A 22,394-nucleotide genomic window follows, 5' to 3' on the forward strand; every position below is an offset into this window, starting at 1 on the left:
AGTAATTCGCTCATGGCTCGTTTGCAACGCACCCTGACACTGGGGTCGGTGACGCTGTTCGGCATCGCCTACATGACGCCGATCATTGTCCTCGGCACCTTCGGCATCCTCGCTCAATCCACTGCCGGCATGGTGCCCGCCGCGTATCTGGCGGCACTGGTGGCGATGTTTTTCACCGCCATGAGTTACGGACGCATGGCCGCCGCTTTCCCGGTCGCCGGTTCGGCCTACAGCTATGTACGCAAGGCGATCAGCCCGAAACTGGGGTTTATCGCCGGTTGGGCGGTGCTGCTCGATTATCTGTTTTTGCCCATGGCGATCTGGCTGATCGGTGCGGCGTATCTCGCCTCGGCCTTCCCGTCGATCCCGCAGTGGATCTGGGTGCTGGCGTTCATCGGCATCACCAGCGCGATCAACATCATCGGCCTGAAACTGGCCAACGGCATCAACGCCTTGCTGATGCTGATTCAGTTTCTGGTGCTGATCGCTTTCGTCGCGCTGTGCGTGCACTACGTCGGCGGTGATGCGAGCACGCCGTTGTGGTCGATCAAACCGTTCTTCAATGGCGACATGCAAATGCCGTTGATCATGAGCGGCGCGGCGATTGCCTGTTACTCGTTCCTTGGTTTCGACGCGGTCAGCACCCTCACCGAAGAAACCCGCGATCCACGTCGCACCATCCCTCGGGCGATCATGCTTATCACGCTGATCGGCGGACTGATTTTCGTCGGTGTGTCGTACTTCGTGCAGATCGCTCATCCGTCGTTCCAGTTCGACAGCGTCGACTCGGCAGCCTATGAAATTGCGCGCAATATTGGCGGCGACTTGTTCGTTTCGATCTTCCTCATCGGGTTGATCGTCGGCCAGTTTGCTTCGGGGCTTTCGGCTCAGGCCAGCGGCTCGCGGTTGTTGTTCGCGATGGGCCGCGACGGCGTGTTGCCGAAATCGTTTTTCGGCACGCTGCATGCGCGCTTCGGCACCCCGGTCAACAGCATCCTGCTCTGCGCCGTAGTGGCATTACTGGCGCTGAAACTCGACGTGACCACCTCAACCTCGTTCATCAACTTCGGCGCGTTTCTGGCGTTCAGTCTGGTGAATCTGTCGGTGATTTTTCACTACTGGATCGGCGGCGATAAAAAAGGCCTGCGTGAGCTGGTGCTGTTTTTGATTTTCCCGTTCATTGGTCTGGTCGCGGATCTGTGGCTGATGGTCAGCCTCGACCATCTAGCGGTGTATCTGGGCCTGAGCTGGCTGGCGATTGGTGTGGTGTATCTGGCGGTACTCACTGGCGGCTTCCGCCGTCAGCCGCCGGAAATGGATTTCCAGGAAGCCACCTGATCTGGGAAACTTGGCGTTTTTCGAGCCAGGGATTTGCTTTCATGTCGTCTACGCCTTTGATCCGAATTGCCGCCGCGCTGCTACTCCGCGCGGACGGCAAGACTCTATTGGTACGCAAACGCGGCACCACGGCGTTCATGCAACCGGGGGGCAAGATCGAAGCGCATGAGTTGCCGGTGCATGCGCTGGCGCGGGAGCTGGAAGAGGAGTTGGGGTTGGAGATTGATTCGGCGCAGGCGACTTTTCTTGGGCAGTTCTCGGCACCTGCCGCCAACGAGCCGGGGTTTATCGTTCAGGCTGAAATCTTCCAGCTGATGATTGATAGTGAAGTCTCACCCGCCGCGGAAATCGAAGAAGTGATCTGGGTTGATCCGGCCACTGATCCTGCGGTGGAGCTGGCGCCATTGACACGCGACCTGATCCTGCCGTTTTATCGCAGTTCGCTGACGGCTATTGCCTGATCAATCACGCCAAGGACGCCTCACCATGATTCCGCTGCAAGACTTGCTGATCTTTGCTGCCGCAGCATTGCTGATGGTGCTGACGCCGGGGCCGAACATGATCTACCTGATCTCGCGTTCGATCTGTCAGGGACGCAAGGCCGGGGTGACGTCGTTGTTGGGGGTGGTGGCCGGGTTCTTCGTGCATATGTTTGCTGCCGCAGCGGGTTTGACGGCAGTGTTTCTCGCCGTGCCCATGGCCTATGAAGTGTTGAAGTGGGCCGGCGCGTTGTACCTGTTGTGGCTGGCCTGGCAGGCAGTCAAACCCGGTGCGCGCTCGCCGTTCGAGGCGCAACAACTGCCACCGGACTCGTCGCGCAAGCTGATCACCATGGGTTTTCTCACCAGTGCGCTGAACCCGAAAATCGCCGTGTTCTATCTCTCGGTTTTTCCGCAGTTCATCACGCCTGAGCATGGCTCGGTGTTCACCCAAAGCATCATTCTTGGCCTGACCCAGATCAGTGTCAGTTTCACCGTCAACCTGCTGATTGCTCTGTTCGCGGCGGGCATCGCTTCGTGGTTCGTCAACAGCCCGCGCTGGCTTGCAGCACAGCGGTATTTCATGGGGTTTGTACTCGGTGGTCTCGCGGTGCGGCTGATGCTTGAGCAGCGGCGAGCAGCCTGAGATGTGGATCGAACGGCTGGACGCCAGTCATGCCCTGGCTTATCGGGAACTGATGCTCGAAGCCTACGACCGCCATCCGCAGGCGTTTACCTCCAGCGTGCGCGAGCGCGCAGTGATGCCATTGAGTTGGTGGGAAGCGCGGCTGACCAGCAAACTCGATGTGGTGCTCGGCGCGTTTGAATCAGGGACAATGGCCGGCATCGTCGGCCTTGCTTTCGAACCGCGTGAAAAGGCCCGACACAAGACAACGTTGTTCGGCATGTACGTCTCGGCGGATTTTCGTCAGCGCGGATTGGGCTTTGAACTGGTACAGGCAGCAATCGCCGAAGCGCAAACGCATCCGGCGCTGAAAGTCATCCAGTTGACAGTCACCGCCGGCAATGACGCCGCGTTCAACCTCTACCAGCGCTGCGGTTTCATCCAGTTCGGTCTGGAGCCGCTGGCGGTGCGGGTCGGTGAGGACTACTTCGACAAAATCCATATGTGGCGCGAGCTCACCCCCAAGGCGTAGGCGTTTTCCGATATGAAGCTTCTGTGGCGAGGGGATTTATCCCCGTTGGGCTGCGCAGCAGCCCCCAGTCCGAATCAACGAACCGCGCTGACCCCATCCAGTGTCGAAAACGAAGTGTCCTTGGCCGTCAGCAAGAAATCGCGCATGTACGGCGCATCCAGCATGTCCGCACGGATTGCCGCGTACAGCGTCGCAAACAAGCCTTTCTCGCCCAGTCTCTTGGCCTTCACGTAACCGCGTGAGCTGTACTCGTGCAGTGCCCAATGCGGCATGCCGCACACGCCACGACCGCTGGCGACCAGTTGCATCATCATCACCGTCAGCTCCGAAGTACGCACTTGTGCCGGTTCGATATCGGCCGGCTCAAGGAAGCGGGTGAAGATGTCCAGACGATCGCGTTCCACCGGGTAGGTGATCAGGGTTTCAGTCAGCAGGTCTTCAGGAACGATGTACGGCTTGGTCGCCAGCGCATGCTGATTGGCTACCGCGAGCATGGCTTCGTAGGTAAACAGCGGCACGTAGGTAATGCCGGCGATTTCCAGCGGATCGGAAGTCACCACCAGGTCCAGATCACCTCGGGCCAGCGCCGGTAGCGGGGCGAAAGAGAAACCCGAGGCCAGATCGAGTTCGACTTCCGGCCACGCGTCGCGGAACTGGTCGATGGTCGGCATCAGCCACTGAAAGCAGCTATGGCATTCGATGGCCATGTGCAGACGCCCGGCGGTACCGCCTGCCAGACGACTGATGTCACGCTCTGCGGCGCGCAGCAGCGGCAGGGTTGCGTCAGCCAGTTGCAGCAGACGCAGGCCAGCGCTGGTGAAGCGCACCGGTTTGGTCTTGCGCACGAACAACTGCATGCCCATGCGCTCCTCCAGCTCCTTGAACTGGTGGGACAGCGCCGATTGGGTCAGGTGCAGGCGGTCGGCCGCATCGACCAGACTTTCGGCCTCGCGCAGGGCGTGCAGGGTTTTCAGGTGACGGATCTCAAGCACTGCTGGCTCCATGAGTAAAATTTGTGATCAGGGCTAAGGTGTTGAGTTTGTCTCATGTTGTCCTGGCTGTCGACAAGCGCGGTTGCAGCGAAGCATGCGAATGCTCCGCTGCTTTTCGATTACAGCGCCGAGAAGAGTTTTATGCCGAACGGCTTGCCTATGTCGCCCCGCCAGATCGCTTCAACCTGCGCTCCGCCAGCCGCTTGGGCATGTTGCCATTGCAGACCGAGATTGCGTTGCTCCGGCAACTTCAAATGGGCTTTGACGAAGTCCTGAAACGGTACTTTGTCCGAGGTGTAGTGAAAGTGCGCATACCACAGTGCGCGCGGCGGGTTCGACATGAGGTCGCGCACCTCGTATTCCTGAAGGAAGTCCTTGCGCCCGTCAGCCCGTTTGCCCAGTGCGCGAATCGGTTCTTCCTTGCGGATATCCACCACTTGCTGTTGTAGCAGATAGTCCAGATAACCTTCGGTCGGGGTCTTGCTACGCATTGATTGATTGATGCGCATCGTGCGGCCCACTCCTTGCAGTTCTCGCGCCTTGTCTTGCAACTGCAAGACTATCGGATCGGTCGGTGACAGGCGCTCGATGGCTTGTGCCCGAATGCTCAACTCCGACGCCTCACTGCTGAGCATGTGCTCCAGATTCACCGGCAGCATGTCTCGCCGTGCGTAATTCGAAACTTTGTCGCTGTAGTCAGCAACACCCGCCAGGCGTCTTCTCGCCTCGTTCAGCAAGGGTTGCACATCGGTTGGCAATGTTGGCGCTGGGGTGGTGGGCTGGATTTGCAGATGGTACTTGCCACTGGAACGCGGTAGCCAGGTCTCCCGAAAACCGTCGATCCCTTCAATGGTGAAGCGCTTTTGCCGGCTGCTCGCATCAATGGTTTCCGTTCCGATGAGCAATTGATTGTCCTCGGTCTCGAACAGTTTCTTGCCACTGACGCCGTCCTTGGGTTTTGTGGCCGACTGGAGCCTGATGGCGAGGCGCGCGTGCTCTTCGACTTTGGCCAGTCCATCGAGAAACGGTGTGATCTGTTCCAGATCCAGATGCTGGGGATAACCGAGCATCCAGGCATTCAACTGGCGACGGAACTCGGCGTAAATTTCCAGGCAGTCTTCGATCACCCGGTTGCGCTGTACCTGACTTGCCTGCACCTGGGGTAAATGGTGCTGCGTCAGCAGGGCGCGGCCCACCTTGACCCTGGCTTGTTTGAGCTGCACATGAAAGTAGACCCATGATAAATCGGCAACGGCGTCGTAACGGGTAATGATTTCCAGAATGTGCGCGGTCTTCAGGTAGTGGTAGTTGACCTCGCCGAGCTTCTCGTTGAGCGTGGCCACGTCTATTGCCATTTGGGCTTTTTGGGCCCGGTTGGTAATGCGTGCGTTCCAGAGATTGGCCTGTTCGACTGTCGCATGCATATGATCGAACTCCTTGATGAAATCTTTGCGTACGCCGGTACGCCGGGCGGCGAGCGTCAGATGGACACGGGTATTACTGAATGGCGTTGCCTCGGACTGCTGAACCAGCGCGTCGATCTGATTCAGGTGATCGAGCAGCCGGTCCCGAGCGATGGCGACACGCTGTACCGATCGATCTACCACAATCCATGCACAACGACTCTGCAGGTCCTCAACCTGAGCGCGTTTTCGGCCGTGACTCAGAGGCAACAGCTCGGCAAGGTTTTGATACTGGCTGGTGGCGGTATCGATGTCATTGATGCAAGCGGAGTCGGCTTCTGTGCGCAAAGGCTTGCGTTGATCAATGCCCAGGCTTTGGAAGTGCTCCAGCAGTCGGTTGGTGCTGCGGGTCTGAGTATCGAGACGCCGAGTGTAGGCATCGGCGGTGTTGGTCAGGGTCAGTTGCCGGCGCAACTGGCGATCCGTCCACCATCGCGGTAACCACTGCCTGACAGGTTCGGGCCACAGCGGGTCCATCCCATCGGCCAGATGCCCGAGTACTGCGCCGCCGCCGATTCCTCCGCCGTCCATCAGGGTGCCGTGCACGGCGTAATGGGTGTTCCAGGTGCCGGTCTCATCGAGGGCGATCGGCATTTTGTAACCCCGCTTCCATGTGCCGAAGAGCCTCCAGCCTCGCGGAGAGTCGCTCAACTGGATACGGTAAACGCGTCCCTGGCGGAGAATGAAGTCACCTTCGGCATGGCGGTAAACATTGCGGTAAATGCCGTGGCTGTCCGCTCGCAGGCCAGCCAGAGAAAGCTCGTACTCGTATTCATAACCCTTGAAGCGATCGAGTGACTGTTGGGCTCGCTTGCGGGAGCTTTTTTGCAGGGTGGCGGCCGTCGTGCCGAGGAGGGTGCGTTGGCGTTGTCGGGTTGCCAGCCGAGCGGCAGCGGGCACGCTGATGGTTCCGGGAAGCACATCCATTGCGGCGTCGATCAGGCAAAGCAGAACGGATTCCACTTCGGCCAGTCCATGACCGAAATCGTCGCGCAAGAACGCTGCAACGGCCAGGTTCGCGCTGTTCCAGGCGTCATAAAGCGCCACCGTCGTCCCGATGAAAGGCAACATGCCAACGGCCATTTTCATGTAGTTGAACAGCGTGCCGGACTTCAGTGCGCAGCGTTCCAGATACAGCGCATCGTTGGAGCGTGAGCTGCTGCGATGGGCCTCCAGCAAACGCCCCATATGCACATTGAGCAAGTGCGTGGCCAGTGATGTGGACGCCGGCCAGGCTTGACCCGTACCAATCAGCGCGTTGAAGTTGCGCAGTTGCGCCTGATTGATACGGCTGACGTGGCTGGCAAAATCCCCGCTCAAGGCCCGCCCGGCCAGATAGTTGACCATGTTGCCGTTTGCGCAGCGTTTGAACAGATCCAGGCGCGCGTCTTCTTGTGTGCTGTACTGACGCAGGAAAACCCCGTCAGTGCTGTCTGGCAGATACAACAAGGTCAGACCGCTGATCTGTTCAACGATGAAGGTCACTCCGGCGAGTGTGCTTGCACCCTGATGAGCTGTGTCTTTACCGCCGACGGTCAGATGCGCCGGCAGTAACGAGATGCGCTTGCCATCGACGGCAAACGCCTCAGGCGTCGATGCATCGATGGCGATCTTGAGCACCTTGTGGCCTTCGTTGTCGATCTGACCTTGCAGTACGGCAAATTCAGCTTGCAGATGGAGCATCAGCTTCCAGGGTTCGGTCAGGCATTCGCGGCGATACGCCTTGTCGAACGCCGAGTCGGAGGGTGCACCGTAAAAGCTCCGGACAATCAGCGTTTCGTACTGTCCCGCGAGGTCCAGCTCCGTCACCAGTCGACGCAAATATACGAGACCGAGACCTGCCTCCACGGCTATGCGGTCATGGTCTTCATGAGCCATGACCTTCACTCGCAGGAATGACAGGCGCCACCATGTCTCCTGATCGATGTTGTCCTGCGCCAGTTCTTCAAGAGCCACGTCGTGACGACCGGGGCTGGCGATCAAGGTGTTTGTCTGAGGCGTACCGGGCGCAGCACCCTCCATCACTGTTTTTCGCCAGGATGTGGAGTCAGGCAGATCAAGCGTCACGGTCACACTTTGCTTGAGTGAGAAGTCCTGACGCAGGCGGCCGTCGATGCATTTTTTACTGAAGGCTTGTCTTGATGGCAAATCCTGTTCGAGCAAGGCATGAGCACGCCGCATGGCAACCAGGTAGCGACTGATCAGCGCTTTGATTTGTGCACGATGTGCATCGTCCAGTTTGTCGAGCCATTGAGGCAGGCTGCCGGCCAAGGCGGCGCTGCGGTCCTGTTCCCGCTGCTGTGCAAAAGCCAGTTCGCGTGCTTGTGGCAAAGGCACGGTCAATCGCGTGAGATGTTGCTCGCACAGTTGTTCCATTGCTGCTGCGCGTTCACTGGCACGGGCGGGAAGCGGGTTGTCCTTGATGATGGTTATGGCTTGTTGTTCACATTGGTAGAGCTGTTCCTCAAGGGTCCAGGAAAAAGGGTCGCCATTCAGAGGTATCAGGTGGAGGGTCAGTTCATGGTCTTTGGGCGAACGTTTGAATACGGTCTGTTCCAGTGCCTGGCGTGAGCTGAAACGTTGTAAACCACCGAAGTGACCATGCCAGTAAAGCAACAGGCTCTCTGTCGAATCCTCCGTCAAACCGCAGGGCCCGGCAATGATCAATATGCCGTCCAGATCCTCGGTCCGGGGGTGTTCCGGCTCTGCCGTAGACAAGCTGACTCTGGCAACCACTCCATCCTCTGGCCGCATCGTATGGTTGGGGGCGTCGAGCAAAGTGATGATCCGCCGATGTTCCTCGGGTGTGAGCTGGTCGAGCGCCAGTTGCAGCTCGGCCTCGGCCCGCAAGCCCGCGATACGGGCCTGTTGCAGCGTTTGATAGTGCGTGCTGTCGGGGGGGCGCAGTGCAAGGATTTTCAGGGGGGCGCGGCTGTCCAGCAGTGCAGTTGCCGCCGTGTGGCTGGCCTGTTCTGCCAGCGTCAGGGCGGCAAACTGTTGCGCCAGTTTTTGTCGTGGCGGGCTGTTCAGGCTGCCAGCCAGTTGCTCACCCAGCAGACGGTCAAGCGCGCTTTGTTCAAGCGCCAGTGCCTGCCGGCGTTGGTTGAGGGGAATATCAGGTTCCAACATGCCAAACAGAGCGGCGTTGCCGGCGTCATATGTGCTGTCGGTGGAAGGGGGCGGCGCTTCGGCGATCATGTTCTGGATATCGATCCATGCAGGTACCGGTGATGTGGGTGATGCCGGTATGAACAGCTGTTCCAGTCCGTGTTTGAGCGGGTCCTGGTCAAGAACATGCTCCATCAGCGTGACCGCTTCCAGTTCGGAAAGTCGGCCGTGTTGCCGACAATGGCCGATCAGCCACTGCTCCAGATCGGCGTGTTGCTTGAACAGCGCCAATGCCTGCGAGTGCGATGGCAGGTACATCACGTAAGTCGCCGGCAAGACACTCTCGATACGGAGTATCAAGGCACCGGGAAGCGAAACAACGCTGTCATTGGTTCGTTTGAGCATCGGTTGTGTGACGTGAACGACGGTTGCCGTGGTGGACGGCTTGATCCTTTCTTGAAGTATCAGCCATTGCGCCTCACTGATTTTTCCGTCGGCGCAGGCGAGCTGACAGCTCGCCTCAAAGTGTTGGCGATACACGTTCAGCGCCTGCTCTTTACGCGACACTGCTGTTCCCTTGGCTCGGATGCTCCATTCGTCATGCTCGCTGGTGGAGGGGCGGTGCGCCGTGAGCTCAAGCCACAGGTGGTGACAGTTACGCAAACGCTCTACCGCCTGCTGGTACAGGTTTTGATTGAGGTTCAGGGGCTGGGGATGGAGCAGACCGAAGTCGGTTGTGGCTGGTATGGCTATGTCGAACATGACGACAAGTCTCTAATGGCTTGAAAGGCCGGGCTGGGCCGGTAGTCGCGCCATTAGAGGCTCGCCGCAAGAGGCAGGTGCGGTACTGGGGTATCGCACGATGAGAGTTTCTTTTCAGACTGTTTCTACTTACCGGTCGTACTTCGCAAGACGCCAAAACAACCGCTCGGCAATCTTCATCAAACTGTCACGCAACTGTGGCAGCGCGCTTGTACAAACTTCATCAGACTCGCGCTCTACTGGGGTTCTGCGTTTCGGTGTTTTTCATGCGTTTATTTGTTCTGTTGGCCGCACTGTTGTTCGGCCTGCCGTCGCTGGCGGCTTCGCGTTGTGATGTCAATGTACCGACCGAACGGGTCGATCTGGCACAGGTGAGCCTGGCCTACCAGAGCATCGGCCGTGCCTCGGACCCGGCGCTGTTGCTGGTGATGGGACTGGGCGGGCAGTTAATCCACTGGCCGGACGAAGTGGTGGTTGCCCTGTGTCAGCAGGGGTTCCGGGTGATTCGTTATGACAATCGCGACGTCGGTCTGTCCACCTGGCGGCAGGCGCCGGCCAGTGCCAACCTGACTTTTGAAGTGCTGCGTTACAAGCTGGGTCTGCCGGTGGCGGCGCCTTATAGCCTGACCGATATGGCCGACGATGCACTGGGATTGATGGACGCGCTGCACATCGAACAATTCCATGTGTTGGGTGCGAGCATGGGCGGCATGATCGCCCAACATCTGGCCGCGATGGCGCCGCAACGGGTGGAAAGCCTGACCCTGATCATGACCAGTTCCGGTGCCGAAGGTTTGCCGGCACCGAGCGCGGCGCTGGTGCAGTTGCTGGCGCGTCGCGGTGCGCCGAATCGTGAGGTGGCGCTGGAACAACAGGCTGACCTGCTGGCGGCGCTGGGCAGTCCGTCGGTTACCGATGATCGTCAGGTGTTGTTGCAGCAGGCAGCGGTTGCGTATGACCGGGCATTCAATCCCGAAGGCGTGAAACGCCAGATCATGGCGATCCTCGCCGAACCGAGCCGTGTGGCCCTGCTCAATCAGTTGCGCGTGCCGACGCTGGTGGTACACGGCACGGCTGATCCGTTGTTGCCGGTGATGCACGGCGTGCATCTGGCGGCGCATATTCGTGGCAGTCAGTTGAAGCTGATTCCGGGGCTGGCGCATCGTTTTCAGGAGGCGTTCAAGGCGCCATTGCTGGCGGCGGTGTTGCCGTACTTGCAGGAGCATCGCGAAGACACGTCGCACTGGGCGCAGATCGAGCCGGTGGCAGCGGGGAATCTGCTTTGATTTTGGTCGTCTTCAGAGTTTTCAGGCAATTGCGCTGCCCCCTTTCAGGGGCAGCAGGGTGTTGAGGGACTTGGGTTTCTAACCGTTGCTTATTTGCCTGACGGTCAAGTTGTGAAGAATGAAGTCATTGCCGATATCACCGGGTTGCAGGTTGTGAATGAGGAAGACTGCGGATTGGTCGGTGGCGGTAAAGGTACCGGACAGAAGAATCCAGTCCGAGAATTTTGGAATTTCCCGGTGGGGCGTATCAAGCATGTAACTGACCTTCAGCGATAACGATGGATTGACGTCATAGCTATTGATCGCGGTGTTGTAGACCCCGCAGCAGAATTCATATTGCGCGCCGATAATCAGGTTGAGTCTCTTGCTGAGGATGATTCCCCAGTTGGCGATTTTGAGCGGTGTCCCTACCCAGAATAGAAGGTGTGGCGGGGTACCGATCATTTTGTAGCTTCGGCCACCTTCACCGACTGTCCAGCCATTGAAGTTGCCGTTGTAGAAATTTGCCAGATCATAGAAGTCCGGTTGAACGGTAACGACCCAAGGGGCAGACACTTGCTTGCCGTCCGCCGTTTGCACCGTCAGGCTGTGTCGACCGTTTCCGATGGAAACGTCCGCTCTCCAGATCCCGTCAACATTGACTTCAACCGTCCTCAGAAATATCTGACCATCGAACAGGCGGACCGAAGAATAGGGCGTTGCGGTTCCCACCATTGACGGCGAGATGTCATCGCAAGTCCCTCCATTGCGTACGCTTCCGGTAATGGCGCCTTGATTGTCGATCAATTGGGTAATCGCTGGGCGGGCGAGCATTTCGGTCTTGATGGTCAGTTCACGCATCGGAAAGAACGTGTCGGCTCCCCCCTTGTCGCTGAAATGGGCTACCGATAAACCGAACACCTGGGTGCCGTCCTTGAACAGCTTCAGTTGCGCGCGGTCGATCACCCCGCTTAGGCCGGTACTGACATGATTGGCCGTGATCACCCCTTCGAACAGGCTGATCACATACTCGCTGCCGTCCTGCTTCTGGCCACTCAGGAAGACACGCATGCGGGTGCTAACGGCGATGAACAGCCACGGGATCAGGGTCCAGTGAGCATCACCGGAAAAGGAGTCGAGGTTGAGCACTTGATGGTCCGGTGCTTCGGCGATGCTCATGCGTGGATAGTTGATCTGCGGATTGGCAATCGGCTGGACGTCATACCTGGCCACTGTGGAGCTTTGATCCTCGATACCTTCCTGGCTCACGGTGTACCCAAAGGACATGAATGTACCGATGTTGGCGGGAATGGCAGTCAGCGGAAGGGTAAACAGCAACGTACCGCTGGCGCTGCCTTGCAGTGTCGGCAGGGCCGGGCTGCCGAGGCCTTCACGTCCCTTGACGAACAGGGTCACGCGATGCGAGTTGTCCATCCCGCTATAGCGGACAGTGACCGTGGCATTTTTTAACGCGTTGATCGGATCGACCTGCATGCCCGCCGATGCTTGCATCAGCTCGGGCTGCGGTAGCTGCAGGGCTTTTGAGCCAATGCGCAGGACCAGTTCGGGCGCGGTCAGCGGCAGCTCCCGAGGGCGCTCGATGTACCAGTCGACACTGATGACGCGATTGAGCAGCGGCTGAATAAGCTCAAGTGCCAGACGGAACTCAATGTTCTTGCCAACATTGCCGGCGCTGATGGGGAGCGCGTCGAGAAAAACCGCGCGATCTTGCGGATCAAGGCTGTTGCCCAGTTTCCACACTTCCAGGTGCACCGTGTCGCCGATCTGCGTATGGGCGGCGGCAAGACAAATGGCGGATGTGCCGAAGGGGATGTCCTTGGGGTCGAGCACACCCATTGAGTTCTTGCCGACTTCGACCACTGCCAGTGTGTCTTGAACACGGCCAATCCGGAAATGGCTGGTGAATGACAATAGCGCTACGTCATGGCCGTTGCCTGTGATGCGGTAGTCGAATGCGATGGAGCCGTTCAGGTAAGTGCCAAAATGCTTCGTTTCAATATCAAACGGCACCACGATACCCACTCCTGGAATATCCATTGAGTGTGTGACGATACGCTCGTAGGTCTGCAGGCGAGTGGTTCCGCCGGCGCTGGTGCTCAGACAGGTAAGCGTCACCGTATCCCCGACAACAATCCCCTCGATGCCGGGGCCGGCATAGACCACGGTGGTTTCCAGTTCAGGGGCAAACACCGCGCCACGGGCTTCGGGTGCGGTAGGGGCTGGCGCACGATATTGTTCGCCGATCAGTCGTGGTGAATAGGGGTACGACGGTGTGCGAACTTCGCTGCCCGATACGATCCGGATGCGTTGATAGCTCAGGGTCAGTGTCGTTGGGGCCAGTCTTCTCACCAGTTCGAAAGGCACTTTGAATATGACGACACCGGCCTTGTAGTCGAGTGGGCCGAAGACTTCGCGATAACCGCTCGCGATGTTCTGAAGAGTCAACTCCACCCGGTCACCAGCGATGGCGTCGCCGCGCCGCACCAATACGTCGACGTCCATGGCAGCGCCGTCGAGGTCATCGAGCGCCAGCACATCATCAATGGTCAGTGGAACGGAAGGCGCTTCCAGATAAGTGGTATCGGGATCAAGCATCCCCATACCGATTTTTGAGGTCAGGCTGGCGTTATGAACCTGATCAATGATTCGGTAACTCACCAGCAGTGGGTCGGCGTGCCCGATCAGCTTGAGAACGGCGGAGGCGACGGTCACCACAATATCCTGGCCGACTTGCCCGGGACTGATGACGTAAGAGACGAGCTGATTGCCAATCGTCAACTCGATCCGATCTCCCCGCGTCATGAGCAGCCAGAACGGAATGATGAAATCGACGCCGGATTCGACCATGTCCTTGTCGATCAGCGCCGGAAAGCGAGGGGCCTCCAGTGGCAGGCGTTCGCGACTGCTCCCGGTGGGGTCGAGGCTGTCGGGAAAGGTCGGTTTGAACCACGTGGTGATTCTGTCGGACGACTCCGGTGCCGAACCGCTCACCCGTTCGATGGTGTACCACATCGAGTGAATACCGGGTCTGTCGATCACAGTCCTGGGCAGGATGCCGACAATGTTCTGGTTGTTATGGTCGGAGGGGACTACCAGCGTCTTGAGCAGCGTGCCGGGCTCCGCCGGATCAGGTGCCTCGCCTGGCTCAAGCCGCTTGCCCAGATACAGACGCACGGTATCGAAAGCGTCCATCAGCAGATACGAGGGAATCAACACATACCACCCAAGGCCGTTGCCCGCCGTTTCATCGGCGCCGACGCCAAACAGCGCTTGAGGATAATCGACCGCGTGCCAGCCCGGAATCAGAATGGGGAACAGTTTCAGCACGCCGTTGGCAGCAAACAGGCCTGACGACTTGACCTCGGCGAACAGGTCTATCCGTTGTTGCGGGCTTTCTGTGCGCAGTGCAGCCAGTCGTTCCGGGGTATAGATAAAAAGGGCAGTCATGGCGCTCTCCGATTTCGGCTGATACGCATGAACCGCTCTGGCCATTGCGCGTGTTGGCCGATTGAGCTGCAAAAAACAGATTTGCGCTACTGTCAAAAATAACAGGTCGGTGGCACTTTTGGACGAACGGTGCGGGTTGCCATATGACAACGGCGGGCTGACACTCGCGACTATACCCGGTGTATCGTGCAAACTTTCCCGCACGATTTCCGCCAGCGAGGTGTGTGATGAGTTCCGCTTTGAAAATCGATTTTGTCAGCGACGTTTCTTGTCCGTGGTGCGCTGTCGGTCTGTATGGCTTGTTGCAAGCGCTGGAGATTCTGCGCAACGAAGTGCAGGCCGAGATTCATTTCCAGCCGTTCGAACTGAACCCGAAAATGGGCCCGGACGGGCAGAACATCACCGAGCACATCGGTGAGAAATACGGATCGACCCCGGAGCAGTCGCAGAAGAACCGCGAAGCGATTCGCGCCCGTGGCGCCGATGTCGGTTTTGCCTTTCGCACAGACGGCAACAGCCGCATCTACAACACTTTCGATGCGCACCGTCTGTTGCACTGGGCCGGGCTGGAGAATTTGCAGTTGCCGCTGAAAGAGGCGCTGTTCAAGGCGTACTTCACCGATGGCGGTAACCCTTCGGATCACGCGCAACTGGTGCAGATTGCTGCAAGTGTCGGCCTGGATCGCCAACGGGCCGAGACTATTCTGGCATCCGACGAGTTTGCCGTTGAAGTGCGCGAAGAAGAGCAGCTCTGGCTGCAACGTGGCGTGAGTTCGGTGCCGACCGTGGTGTTCAACGGTCAGTACGCGGTGACGGGCGGGCAACCGGTGGAAACGTTTGTCGGGGCGATCCGGCAAATCATCAGTGAAGCCAAGGGCGGCACGGTGACTGAGTAGCCGTCCAGGCTCAACGCACGATCTTGTCGACGTGAATGCCGAGCTTCTTCAGGCGATACCAGAAGCTGCGCTCGGAGATCCCCAGTTGCAGCGCAGCGGCGGCCTGCACACCGTTGCTTTGTTGCAGGGCGGCGAGCATGTAGGCCTTTTCGGTTTCTGCCAGCGCCGCGTCGAGATCCGCCGGTACGCCGTTGATTTCGGTCACCGGGCCACCATTGTTCGAGGCTTGCGCGGCGAACAGGTACGCCGGTAGATCCTGTTCCTCGATAACGTTCGCCGAGGCGACGATGGTCGCTCGCTCGACACAGTTTTGCAGCTCGCGAATATTGCCCGGCCATGAGTAGAGCGTCATGGCCTGCAACGCCTGCGGGCTGAAACCGCTGATGCGTTTACCGGCGTCGGCGCCCAGTGTATGGGCGAAGTGCCGGGCCAGCGGGGCGATGTCTTCGACCCGTTCACGCAACGCCGGCAGCGGAATGGGAAACACGTTGAGGCGGTAGTAAAGATCCTCGCGAAACTCCTTGTTGGCCACCGCTTCCAACAGATTCTTGTTGGTGGCAGCGATCACCCGCACATCGACTTTGCGCTCCTTGGTATCGCCCACTGGCTCAATCACCCGCTCTTGCAGGGCGCGGAGGATTTTCGCCTGCAAGGCCAACGGCATTTCGCCGATCTCGTCGAGAAACAGCGTGCCTTTGTCGGCCTGCTGAAAACGCCCGATCCGATCCGCCACGGCGCCAGTGAACGCACCTTTGCGGTGACCGAACATTTCACTTTCCAGCAGCCCTTCGGGGATCGCCGCGCAGTTGACCGCGACAAAGGGTTTGTCGGCGCGATTGCCATGTTTGTGGATGGCGCGGGCGACCATTTCCTTGCCGGTGCCGCTTTCGCCACTGAGCAAAACGGTCGCGGCACTTTCGCGTAATGAATCGACGGCTTGCAGCACGCGGCGGAAACTCGGGCTGTCGCCGATCAGGCTGTCGATCTGCTGATGTTCGTCGAGTTCGGCGCGCAGGCGCTGGTTGTCTTTGAGGATGTCGCGAAACTGCAGGGCCTTGCTGACGGTGATATCCAACTCATCGATATCGAACGGTTTGGCGATGTAATCGAACGCGCCGTTACGCATCGATTGCACGGCGTTTTTCACCGTGCTGTAGGCGGTCATGACAATCACCGGCAACTGCGGATAGCGGTTTTTGACCTCCGCCAGCAGCTGCGGGCCGTCCATGCCGGGCATGCGCCAGTCGCTGATGAGCAGATCGATGTCTTCGCTTTCCAGCACTTTGAGCGCGTGCAAACCGTTGCCGGCAGTGAACACGGTGATGCCGTTCTGGCCCAGGGCCGAAGCCAGCAGGTCACAGAGTTTGGGTTCGTCGTCCACCACCAGAATGTTATGCGTCATCGTCGTTCTCGTCGAAGTCCTCGCCATCCGCCGGAATGTACAGGCTGAACGTGGCACCAGCACCTTTTTCGCTGACACACTCTACGCGCCCGTTATGGCTTTCCATCACCGAAAACACCTTGGCCAGACCCAGGCCAGTGCCTGACGCCTTGGTGGTGACGAACGGGGTGAAAATCCGTTCCAGCATGTCGGCTTCAATGCCCTGGCCAGTGTCCGCCACACTGATAATAGTGTGGCTGGCGTCGCTGGCGATGGTCAGGGTCAGCCGGCCGCCATCGGGCATTGCATCGATGGCATTGACGATCAGGTTCAGCCCGGCCTGTTTCAGTTGTTTGGTATCGGCATACAGCATGGCGCCGGGTGCCTGATCGTCGATGCGCACATCGATGTTGTGGCTGGTCAGTTCCGGTTCGCAGAAGCCTGCCAGTTCATCGATCAGCGCCCGTGCCGAGTGCGAGGCGCGGATCGGCGCACTGGGCTTGGCGAAGTCGAGGAACTCGGTGATCAGGTCGTTAATCCGGCTGACTTCCCTGACCACATATTCCAGATGACGCTTGTCGGTTTCCGGCAGGTCGGCGCGCCGATGCAGCAGTTGTGTGGCGGTCTTGATGATGCCCAGCGGATTACGGATTTCATGGGCCAGGCCCATGGCGACTTCACCCAGTGCGTGCAAACGGTCGCGGCGACGCAGCTGGAATTCCAGATGCTGCAATTCCGCCAGACGCTCGCTCATGTGGTTGAAGGTGCTGCTCAGCTCGGCCAGTTCATCGCCTCCGGTCACGCTCAGACGCTGACGATAATCGCCGGCGATCACCGCTTGCACGCCTCTGGCCAGCCCGCGCAGGGGTTTGGTCAGACGCTCCGAGACCAGCCAGCCGACCGCCAGTGACGCTGCCGAGCTGAGCAGGAAAATCAGAATGAACAGGTTGCTCTGATTGACCAGCCCCACCAGGCTGGTATGGCGCAACAGACCGGTGAAGATCACGCCTTGCAACTCACCATTTTCATTGAGCACCGGCCGGTAGATGCCGCTGTAGCGATTGGTGAATTGTTCAAAAGGCTCTTTGGTTTCACGCAGGGTCTGTTCGATGCCTTTTGGTACCTGCAACGGATGATCTTCGAAGCGTTGGGTGGCGAAGATCTCTGAAAAATTGTCGCCCTTGGCCAGATAAAGTCGCAGGTCCAGTGAGTGCACATCGGCGACGCTGGTGAGGAAGCTGTCGTCGAGATAAGTGCCGATGATCAATTTGTAATCAACACCATCCTGCTCGGTTTCAAAACTGGAAATCACCGTGCCGGTGGCCACGCCGCCGACCTGCAAGGTTTGCAGCACCGCTTTCGGCGCGGTGCTGATCTGGCTGACGATGTTGTCGGCGGCGGTGCTGTACACCACTTTGTTATCGCTGTTGCGCACCAGCGCCACGACATCGATGCCCATGGAATCGGCGACGTCGGCGGTCAGCTTGTTGTGTCGGGCGGACTGGCGATCAGTCGGCGGTCGCGTGTAGCGCAAGAACAGCTGCGCGGCCCGGGCGTTGTCACGCAGGATCTCACTGATTTCGTCCTCGACGATCTTCGACGACTCCTGCAGCCAGATGCGCACGTTGCTGTCGAAGATCTGCGACAGGGTGGTGGCTGCCAGCTCGGCGGCGATCATGGTCGGGATCACGCTCACCAGCCAGAACGCCAGCACCAGTTTGCGTTGCAGGCTCCAGCCGGAAAGGGCGAAAGGTCGGGTCGCGGCGCGTCGGTCGTTGGTCATTGGATTTCGCTTATTGCAGCAGCCATGGCTGGATCGGATCGATCCGGCCGAACGATTTTTTTCACCAGTCGCAGCAGTTGGTCGAACAGCGGATTGCGATGACGGAAAAACACCGTATTACCGACAAACGTGCAACCCAGGCGTAGCTTACTGGCATGGCCGGCTTGCCCGCAGGTGTAGATCGCCAGCTTGTGTTCAATACAGTAGCCGACATTTTCCAGCCAGCTACGAGTGTAAAGATTGTATTCGTGAGTGCGGGCCAGATCGTGGGCGAAAAACTTGTCGACCAGCCGTTGCTCGTCGAGCAACACCAGATTGAACGCCACCAACTCGTCGCCAACCCAATACAGCACGCAGGCTGCACGCTCATCGAGGTGATTGAGCACCTCGCGAAAGTACGCCGCCGGCAGGCATTCAAAAGCCAGATCGCTGCGCGTCAGGGTGGCTTCGTACAATGCCATCATGCGTGGCAACAAATCGTGCACCGAGCGCCGCCATTCGATACGCGGACCCGGTTTGCGCAAGGTTCGACGCAAATCCTTGCGGGTGGATTTGCAGAGGCCGCCCAGGTACGCGTCCACCGAAGCGAAGTTGATCGACAACTCGGCACCGGGCACGCCGGGCATGCTTTGCAAGCCAGCCTGACGGCAGACGTCCAGCCACACCGCATCGCGGTGGCTGACATCTTTGACGGCGAACAGGCCGATCCCGGCCTGTTCGGCATCCTCTCTCGCCAGTTTCAACAACTGCGTCAGCAATGCGGGACGTTGCGCTGCAACGATGTGCGACGCCGTGCCGACATGGCACTGTTCGGCCACCGGCGATCCGAGCGCGTATAGACGAATATCGAACAACCCGGGCAGACGTCGGCTCAGCCATCGGCTGACCCGTTTGCCCGGTCCCTGAAGTGTCGTATCCAGCGAGTAAGCGGTGGTGAACGCCACCGCTGCGGCGATCAGTTGGCCGTCATCGTGCAACGTCAGGTAGCGCCAGTGAAAACCGTCAATACCGGCCCGTTCAACGGCACGGTAGTAATCCCAGTTCTCCAGTTCATCGGCAAAGCAGTTGTTCCACGCGCCGCGATCAATCGCTTCGATGGTTGAAAAGGCTTGGGCGGTGATCACGTCGGTTCCTTATGTCGGCGAGTCGCGTATTTCAGTCCGTGCCGCAAAGTTGCTCGCGGTGACCACTCAAGCCAGTTGGTGATGTTCCTCGTGCAGCGCACTGGAACCCGGTTGCTGTTGCACGATGCCTCGCTGGATGAAATCCGCGCTCAGCTCCACGACACGGCGGTACTGCAAGTCGACGGTGATCATGTGATAGCAGTCGTCGAGCAACACCTTGACCACCGGCCCGCCGAGTTTGCGTTCGACATAATCGGCATTCCAGCGACTGGTGATGTCGTCTTCGATGGAGTGCAGCACCAGCGCAGGCGTGGTGATCGACGGCATGCGTTTTTTCACCACGGCGTTGAGCCGGTGCAGTTCGCGCACGGTGACGCCTTCCATCGTCAGCAAACCGGCCTGACTGCTTTGGCCTTCTTTCATCTGACGTTCGACGATGGCGCGCAGACGCTCATTCTTGATGCCGTAAGGCGGTTTCTCTTCGAAACTGCACAGGTGCACGCCGAACGGAATCTTCATCAGCAACGGTGTGAGAAACGCCAGTTTGTTGATGCTCCAGCCGTCATAGCGCAGGGTGGTCGAATACAGCAGCAAGCCTTCGATCTGTCCCGGGTGTTCGGCAGCCATATACATCGACAGCACCGCGCCCATCGACAAGCCACCGACGTAGACTTTCTGGTGCTTGCGGCGCACACCGACGAAGGTGTTGCGCGCGCTTTCGTACCAGTCACGCCAGCCAGTCGCCTGCAAATCGGCATTGCCGCCGCAGTGTCCCGCCAGAGTCGGCACGTAGACCGTGTGCCCGGCTTTCGCCAGGCCCGCGGCCACCCGACGCAGTTCCGTCGGGGTGCCGGTGAGGCCGTGGATCAACAACACCGCGACCTCGCCACTGCCGAGAACGAAACCGGCGTTGCCTTCGCCCATATCGATCTCAGAGTCGATCATCTTTTCATCGCCCGATGCAGCAGACGATCAAGCAGGGCCAGGCCCAGATCGATTTCCGGATAGCTGATTTCCAGCGACGGCGCGAGGGTGATGACGTTCTTGTAGTAACCGCCCACATCGAGGATCAGGCCCAGACGTTTGCCGTCGATTTCGATGTCGCCCTTCATGCCTTCTTCGACCATGAAGTCGAGGGTGGCCTTGTCCGGGGTGAAACCGTCGTCGGTGCAGATCTCGCAGCGCAGCGCCAGGCCCAGACCGTCGACATCGCCAATGATCGGGTAACGCTTCTTCAGGTCCTGCAGACCGTCGAGGAAGTATTTGCCCTTGGCCATGACCATCGCGCCGTAGTCGACTTCACTGGTCATCTTGAACATTTCCAGACCCACGGCGGTGCCCAACGGGTTGGAGGCGAAAGTGGAGTGGGTCGAACCTGGCGGGAAGATTTTCGGGTTGATCAACTCTTCGCGGGCCCAGATGCCGCCCAGAGGGTTGAGGCCGTTGGTCAGCGCCTTGCCGAAGACAATCACATCGGGTTTGACGTCGAAGTGCTCGATCGACCACAGCTTGCCGGTGCGGTAGAAGCCCATCTGGATTTCATCGACGACCATCAGAATGCCGTGCTGATCCAGCACATGCTTGAGTTCGCTGTAGAAGTTCATCGGCGGAATCACGTAACCGCCGGTGCCCTGGATCGGCTCGACGTAGAACGCTGCGTATTCGCTCTGGCCGACTTTCGGGTCCCAGACGCCGTTGTATTCGGTCTCGAACAGGCGGGCGAATTGCTGCACGCAATGGCTGCCGTATTCTTCCTTGGTCATGCCTTTCGGGCCGCGGAAGTGATACGGGAACGGGATGAATTGCGCACGCTCACCGAAGTGACCGTAGCGGCGGCGATAGCGGTAGCTGGAGGTGATCGACGAGGCGCCGAGGGTACGACCGTGGTAACCGCCCTCGAAGGCGAACATCAGGCTCTTGCCGTTGGTGGCGTTACGCACGACCTTCAGCGAGTCCTCGATGGACTGCGAACCGCCGACGTTGAAATGCACGCGACCGTCGAGGCCGAACTTGTTCTTGGCATCGACCGCGATCATTTCCGACAACTCGATCTTGCCCTTGTGCAGGTACTGGCTGGCAATCTGCGGCAGGGTGTCGATCTGTTGTTTCAGGGCATTGTTCAGACGCGGGTTGGCGTAACCGAAGTTGACCGCCGAGTACCACATTTGCAGGTCGAGGTAGGCCTGGTCTTCGGTGTCCCAGACGTACGAGCCTTCGCAGCGACTGAAGATGCGCGGCGGTTCGATGTAGTGAACGGTGTCGCCGTAGGAGCAATATTTGGCTTCTTTTTCCAGAAGGACCTGGTCTTCGGCTGTCGCAATTCGGATATCAGACATGGTGCAGGGTTTCCTGTGCTTCAGAAGTGGATTCGGTGCTGAAAGTGATCGCGTTGGCTGCCGGTGCCAGAGGCAGTCGGGCCAGCAGTTGCGGCAATTCGGCGAAGCTGTCGAAACGCGCGTAGGGAATGCCGTTGCGTTCGCAATGCTCGGCAAGGCGATCCTTGGCGAAGACGAAGTCGGCGGTGCCGGCCACGCACATGTCGGACTGGCCGTCACCGATCACCAGCACGCGTTTGCTGTTGGGCGTGGACTTGCATTTGCAGTTGCCGGAGGCGGCGCGGCAGGCGTCGCTGGCGTAAGGGAAATCGATGCGCCACTTGTCGTGGTCGATCTGGCGCAGGCGGTTGGCAAGGATCGGCAGGAGCGTGACGTAGTTGCGCGCCAGTATCCTTGCGATGCCTTGCTCGATACCGTCGCTGACCACTTCCAGCGAAGCGCCGAGGCCGATCACATGGTCGACGAAGTCCGGAAAGTCAGGGTCAATGTCGACGCTGTCGAAGAATTCGAGCAATTGCGAAGGCGTGGCCTTGATCAGCGAAAGCTGACGGCTGAGGCATTCACGGGAACCGATCTTGCCCTCCAGCCATTCATTTTCGATCACTTCCCAACTGGGGTCGGCAAAGCGTTCAAGGATGCTGTCGATCACGTCGGTGCGGGTGATGGTGCCGTCGAAATCACACACGATATGCCAGTCAATCATCTGCGGTACCTGCTGGGTCTGTGCAGTTGTCAGGACGCGCTGTTTGCGCTTGGCAAGGGGTAGAGCAGGGACTGTGCCAAATGCTTAAGGCCCAGTAATGGCGGGGTCGATGCAGGCTTTTCGATAAGTGGAGCTACAA

Annotated in this window: 16 protein-coding genes; 7 read left to right on the plus strand and 9 right to left on the minus strand. The window is 58.9% G+C overall.

Features of this window, described 5'->3' with window-relative positions:
• Positions 1–12 precede the first annotated feature (12 nt).
• Genes ACTWLJ_RS12950 through ACTWLJ_RS12965 form a run of 4 tightly spaced genes read left to right on the plus strand, consistent with a single transcriptional unit; the run spans position 13 to position 2,974 of the window.
• Positions 13–1,338, plus strand: a complete 1,326-nt coding sequence (locus tag ACTWLJ_RS12950; RefSeq protein WP_445181082.1) for an APC family permease — start codon at positions 13–15, stop codon at positions 1,336–1,338.
• A gap of 41 nt (positions 1,339–1,379) precedes the next feature.
• Positions 1,380–1,799, plus strand: coding sequence for an NUDIX hydrolase (locus ACTWLJ_RS12955; RefSeq protein ID WP_445181083.1), 420 nt, complete (start codon positions 1,380–1,382; stop codon positions 1,797–1,799).
• A gap of 25 nt (positions 1,800–1,824) precedes the next feature.
• The gene (locus ACTWLJ_RS12960; RefSeq protein ID WP_445181084.1) at positions 1,825–2,463 is read left to right on the plus strand and encodes a LysE family translocator; all 639 of its coding nucleotides are present in this window, start codon (positions 1,825–1,827) and stop codon (positions 2,461–2,463) included.
• Position 2,464: 1 nt separating this feature from the next.
• Positions 2,465–2,974, plus strand: coding sequence for a GNAT family N-acetyltransferase (locus tag ACTWLJ_RS12965; protein ID WP_445181085.1), 510 nt, complete (start codon positions 2,465–2,467; stop codon positions 2,972–2,974).
• Between the two features lie 74 nt (positions 2,975–3,048).
• On the opposite strand, the gene metR is transcribed toward ACTWLJ_RS12965, so the two are convergent.
• On the minus strand, positions 3,049–3,966 hold the full coding sequence (metR, locus tag ACTWLJ_RS12970) for a transcriptional regulator MetR (RefSeq protein ID WP_445181086.1): 918 nt from the start codon (positions 3,964–3,966) through the stop codon (positions 3,049–3,051).
• A gap of 119 nt (positions 3,967–4,085) precedes the next feature.
• Positions 4,086–8,942 carry a dermonecrotic toxin domain-containing protein gene (locus tag ACTWLJ_RS12975; RefSeq protein WP_445181087.1) on the minus strand — a complete coding sequence of 1,619 codons (4,857 nt, stop codon included), beginning with the start codon at positions 8,940–8,942 and terminating at the stop codon, positions 4,086–4,088.
• Positions 8,943–8,954: 12 nt separating this feature from the next.
• Here ACTWLJ_RS12975 and ACTWLJ_RS12980 point away from each other — a divergent pair, with 12 nt between their 5' ends.
• Together ACTWLJ_RS12980 and ACTWLJ_RS12985 are read left to right on the plus strand one after the other, a co-directional pair.
• Complete coding sequence (locus ACTWLJ_RS12980; protein ID WP_445181088.1) at positions 8,955–9,323, plus strand: hypothetical protein; 369 nt, start codon at positions 8,955–8,957, stop codon at positions 9,321–9,323.
• 242 nt (positions 9,324–9,565) lie between these two features.
• The gene (locus tag ACTWLJ_RS12985) at positions 9,566–10,585 is read left to right on the plus strand and encodes an alpha/beta fold hydrolase (protein WP_445181089.1); all 1,020 of its coding nucleotides are present in this window, start codon (positions 9,566–9,568) and stop codon (positions 10,583–10,585) included.
• A 78-nt stretch (positions 10,586–10,663) separates the two neighbouring features.
• Here ACTWLJ_RS12985 and ACTWLJ_RS12990 read toward each other — a convergent pair whose 3' ends face one another.
• Positions 10,664–14,236 (minus strand): hypothetical protein, encoded by a 3,573-nt coding sequence (locus ACTWLJ_RS12990; protein ID WP_445181090.1) that lies wholly within the window; start codon positions 14,234–14,236, stop codon positions 10,664–10,666.
• A 23-nt stretch (positions 14,237–14,259) separates the two neighbouring features.
• On the opposite strand from ACTWLJ_RS12990, the gene ACTWLJ_RS12995 reads away from it, so the two are divergent.
• Entirely contained in the window at positions 14,260–14,928 is a 669-nt protein-coding gene (locus tag ACTWLJ_RS12995; protein WP_445181091.1) for a DsbA family oxidoreductase, read from the plus strand.
• A 10-nt stretch (positions 14,929–14,938) separates the two neighbouring features.
• On the opposite strand, the gene ACTWLJ_RS13000 is transcribed toward ACTWLJ_RS12995, so the two are convergent.
• The 6 genes from ACTWLJ_RS13000 to ACTWLJ_RS13025 all read right to left on the minus strand — a co-directional run bounded on the left by ACTWLJ_RS13000 (position 14,939) and on the right by ACTWLJ_RS13025 (position 22,255).
• A complete protein-coding gene (locus ACTWLJ_RS13000) occupies positions 14,939–16,330 on the minus strand; it encodes a sigma-54-dependent transcriptional regulator (protein WP_445181092.1) in 1,392 nt (463 codons plus the stop codon).
• Positions 16,320–18,092: an ATP-binding protein gene (locus tag ACTWLJ_RS13005; RefSeq protein ID WP_445181093.1), complete on the minus strand. Its 1,773-nt coding sequence runs from the start codon at positions 18,090–18,092 to the stop codon at positions 16,320–16,322. Before ACTWLJ_RS13005 ends, ACTWLJ_RS13000 begins: the two co-directional genes overlap by 11 nt.
• A complete protein-coding gene (locus ACTWLJ_RS13010) occupies positions 18,089–19,216 on the minus strand; it encodes a GNAT family N-acetyltransferase (RefSeq protein WP_445181094.1) in 1,128 nt (375 codons plus the stop codon). Before ACTWLJ_RS13010 ends, ACTWLJ_RS13005 begins: the two co-directional genes overlap by 4 nt.
• A gap of 66 nt (positions 19,217–19,282) precedes the next feature.
• Positions 19,283–20,161 (minus strand): alpha/beta hydrolase, encoded by an 879-nt coding sequence (locus ACTWLJ_RS13015; protein ID WP_445181095.1) that lies wholly within the window; start codon positions 20,159–20,161, stop codon positions 19,283–19,285.
• Positions 20,158–21,552, minus strand: coding sequence for an aspartate aminotransferase family protein (locus ACTWLJ_RS13020; protein ID WP_401215023.1), 1,395 nt, complete (start codon positions 21,550–21,552; stop codon positions 20,158–20,160). The genes ACTWLJ_RS13015 and ACTWLJ_RS13020 overlap by 4 nt, the downstream gene beginning before the upstream one ends.
• Complete coding sequence (locus ACTWLJ_RS13025) at positions 21,545–22,255, minus strand: HAD-IB family phosphatase (protein ID WP_401215025.1); 711 nt, start codon at positions 22,253–22,255, stop codon at positions 21,545–21,547. Before ACTWLJ_RS13025 ends, ACTWLJ_RS13020 begins: the two co-directional genes overlap by 8 nt.
• Positions 22,256–22,394: the final 139 nt, after the last annotated feature.

The organism is Pseudomonas sp. McL0111, assembly GCF_052567255.1.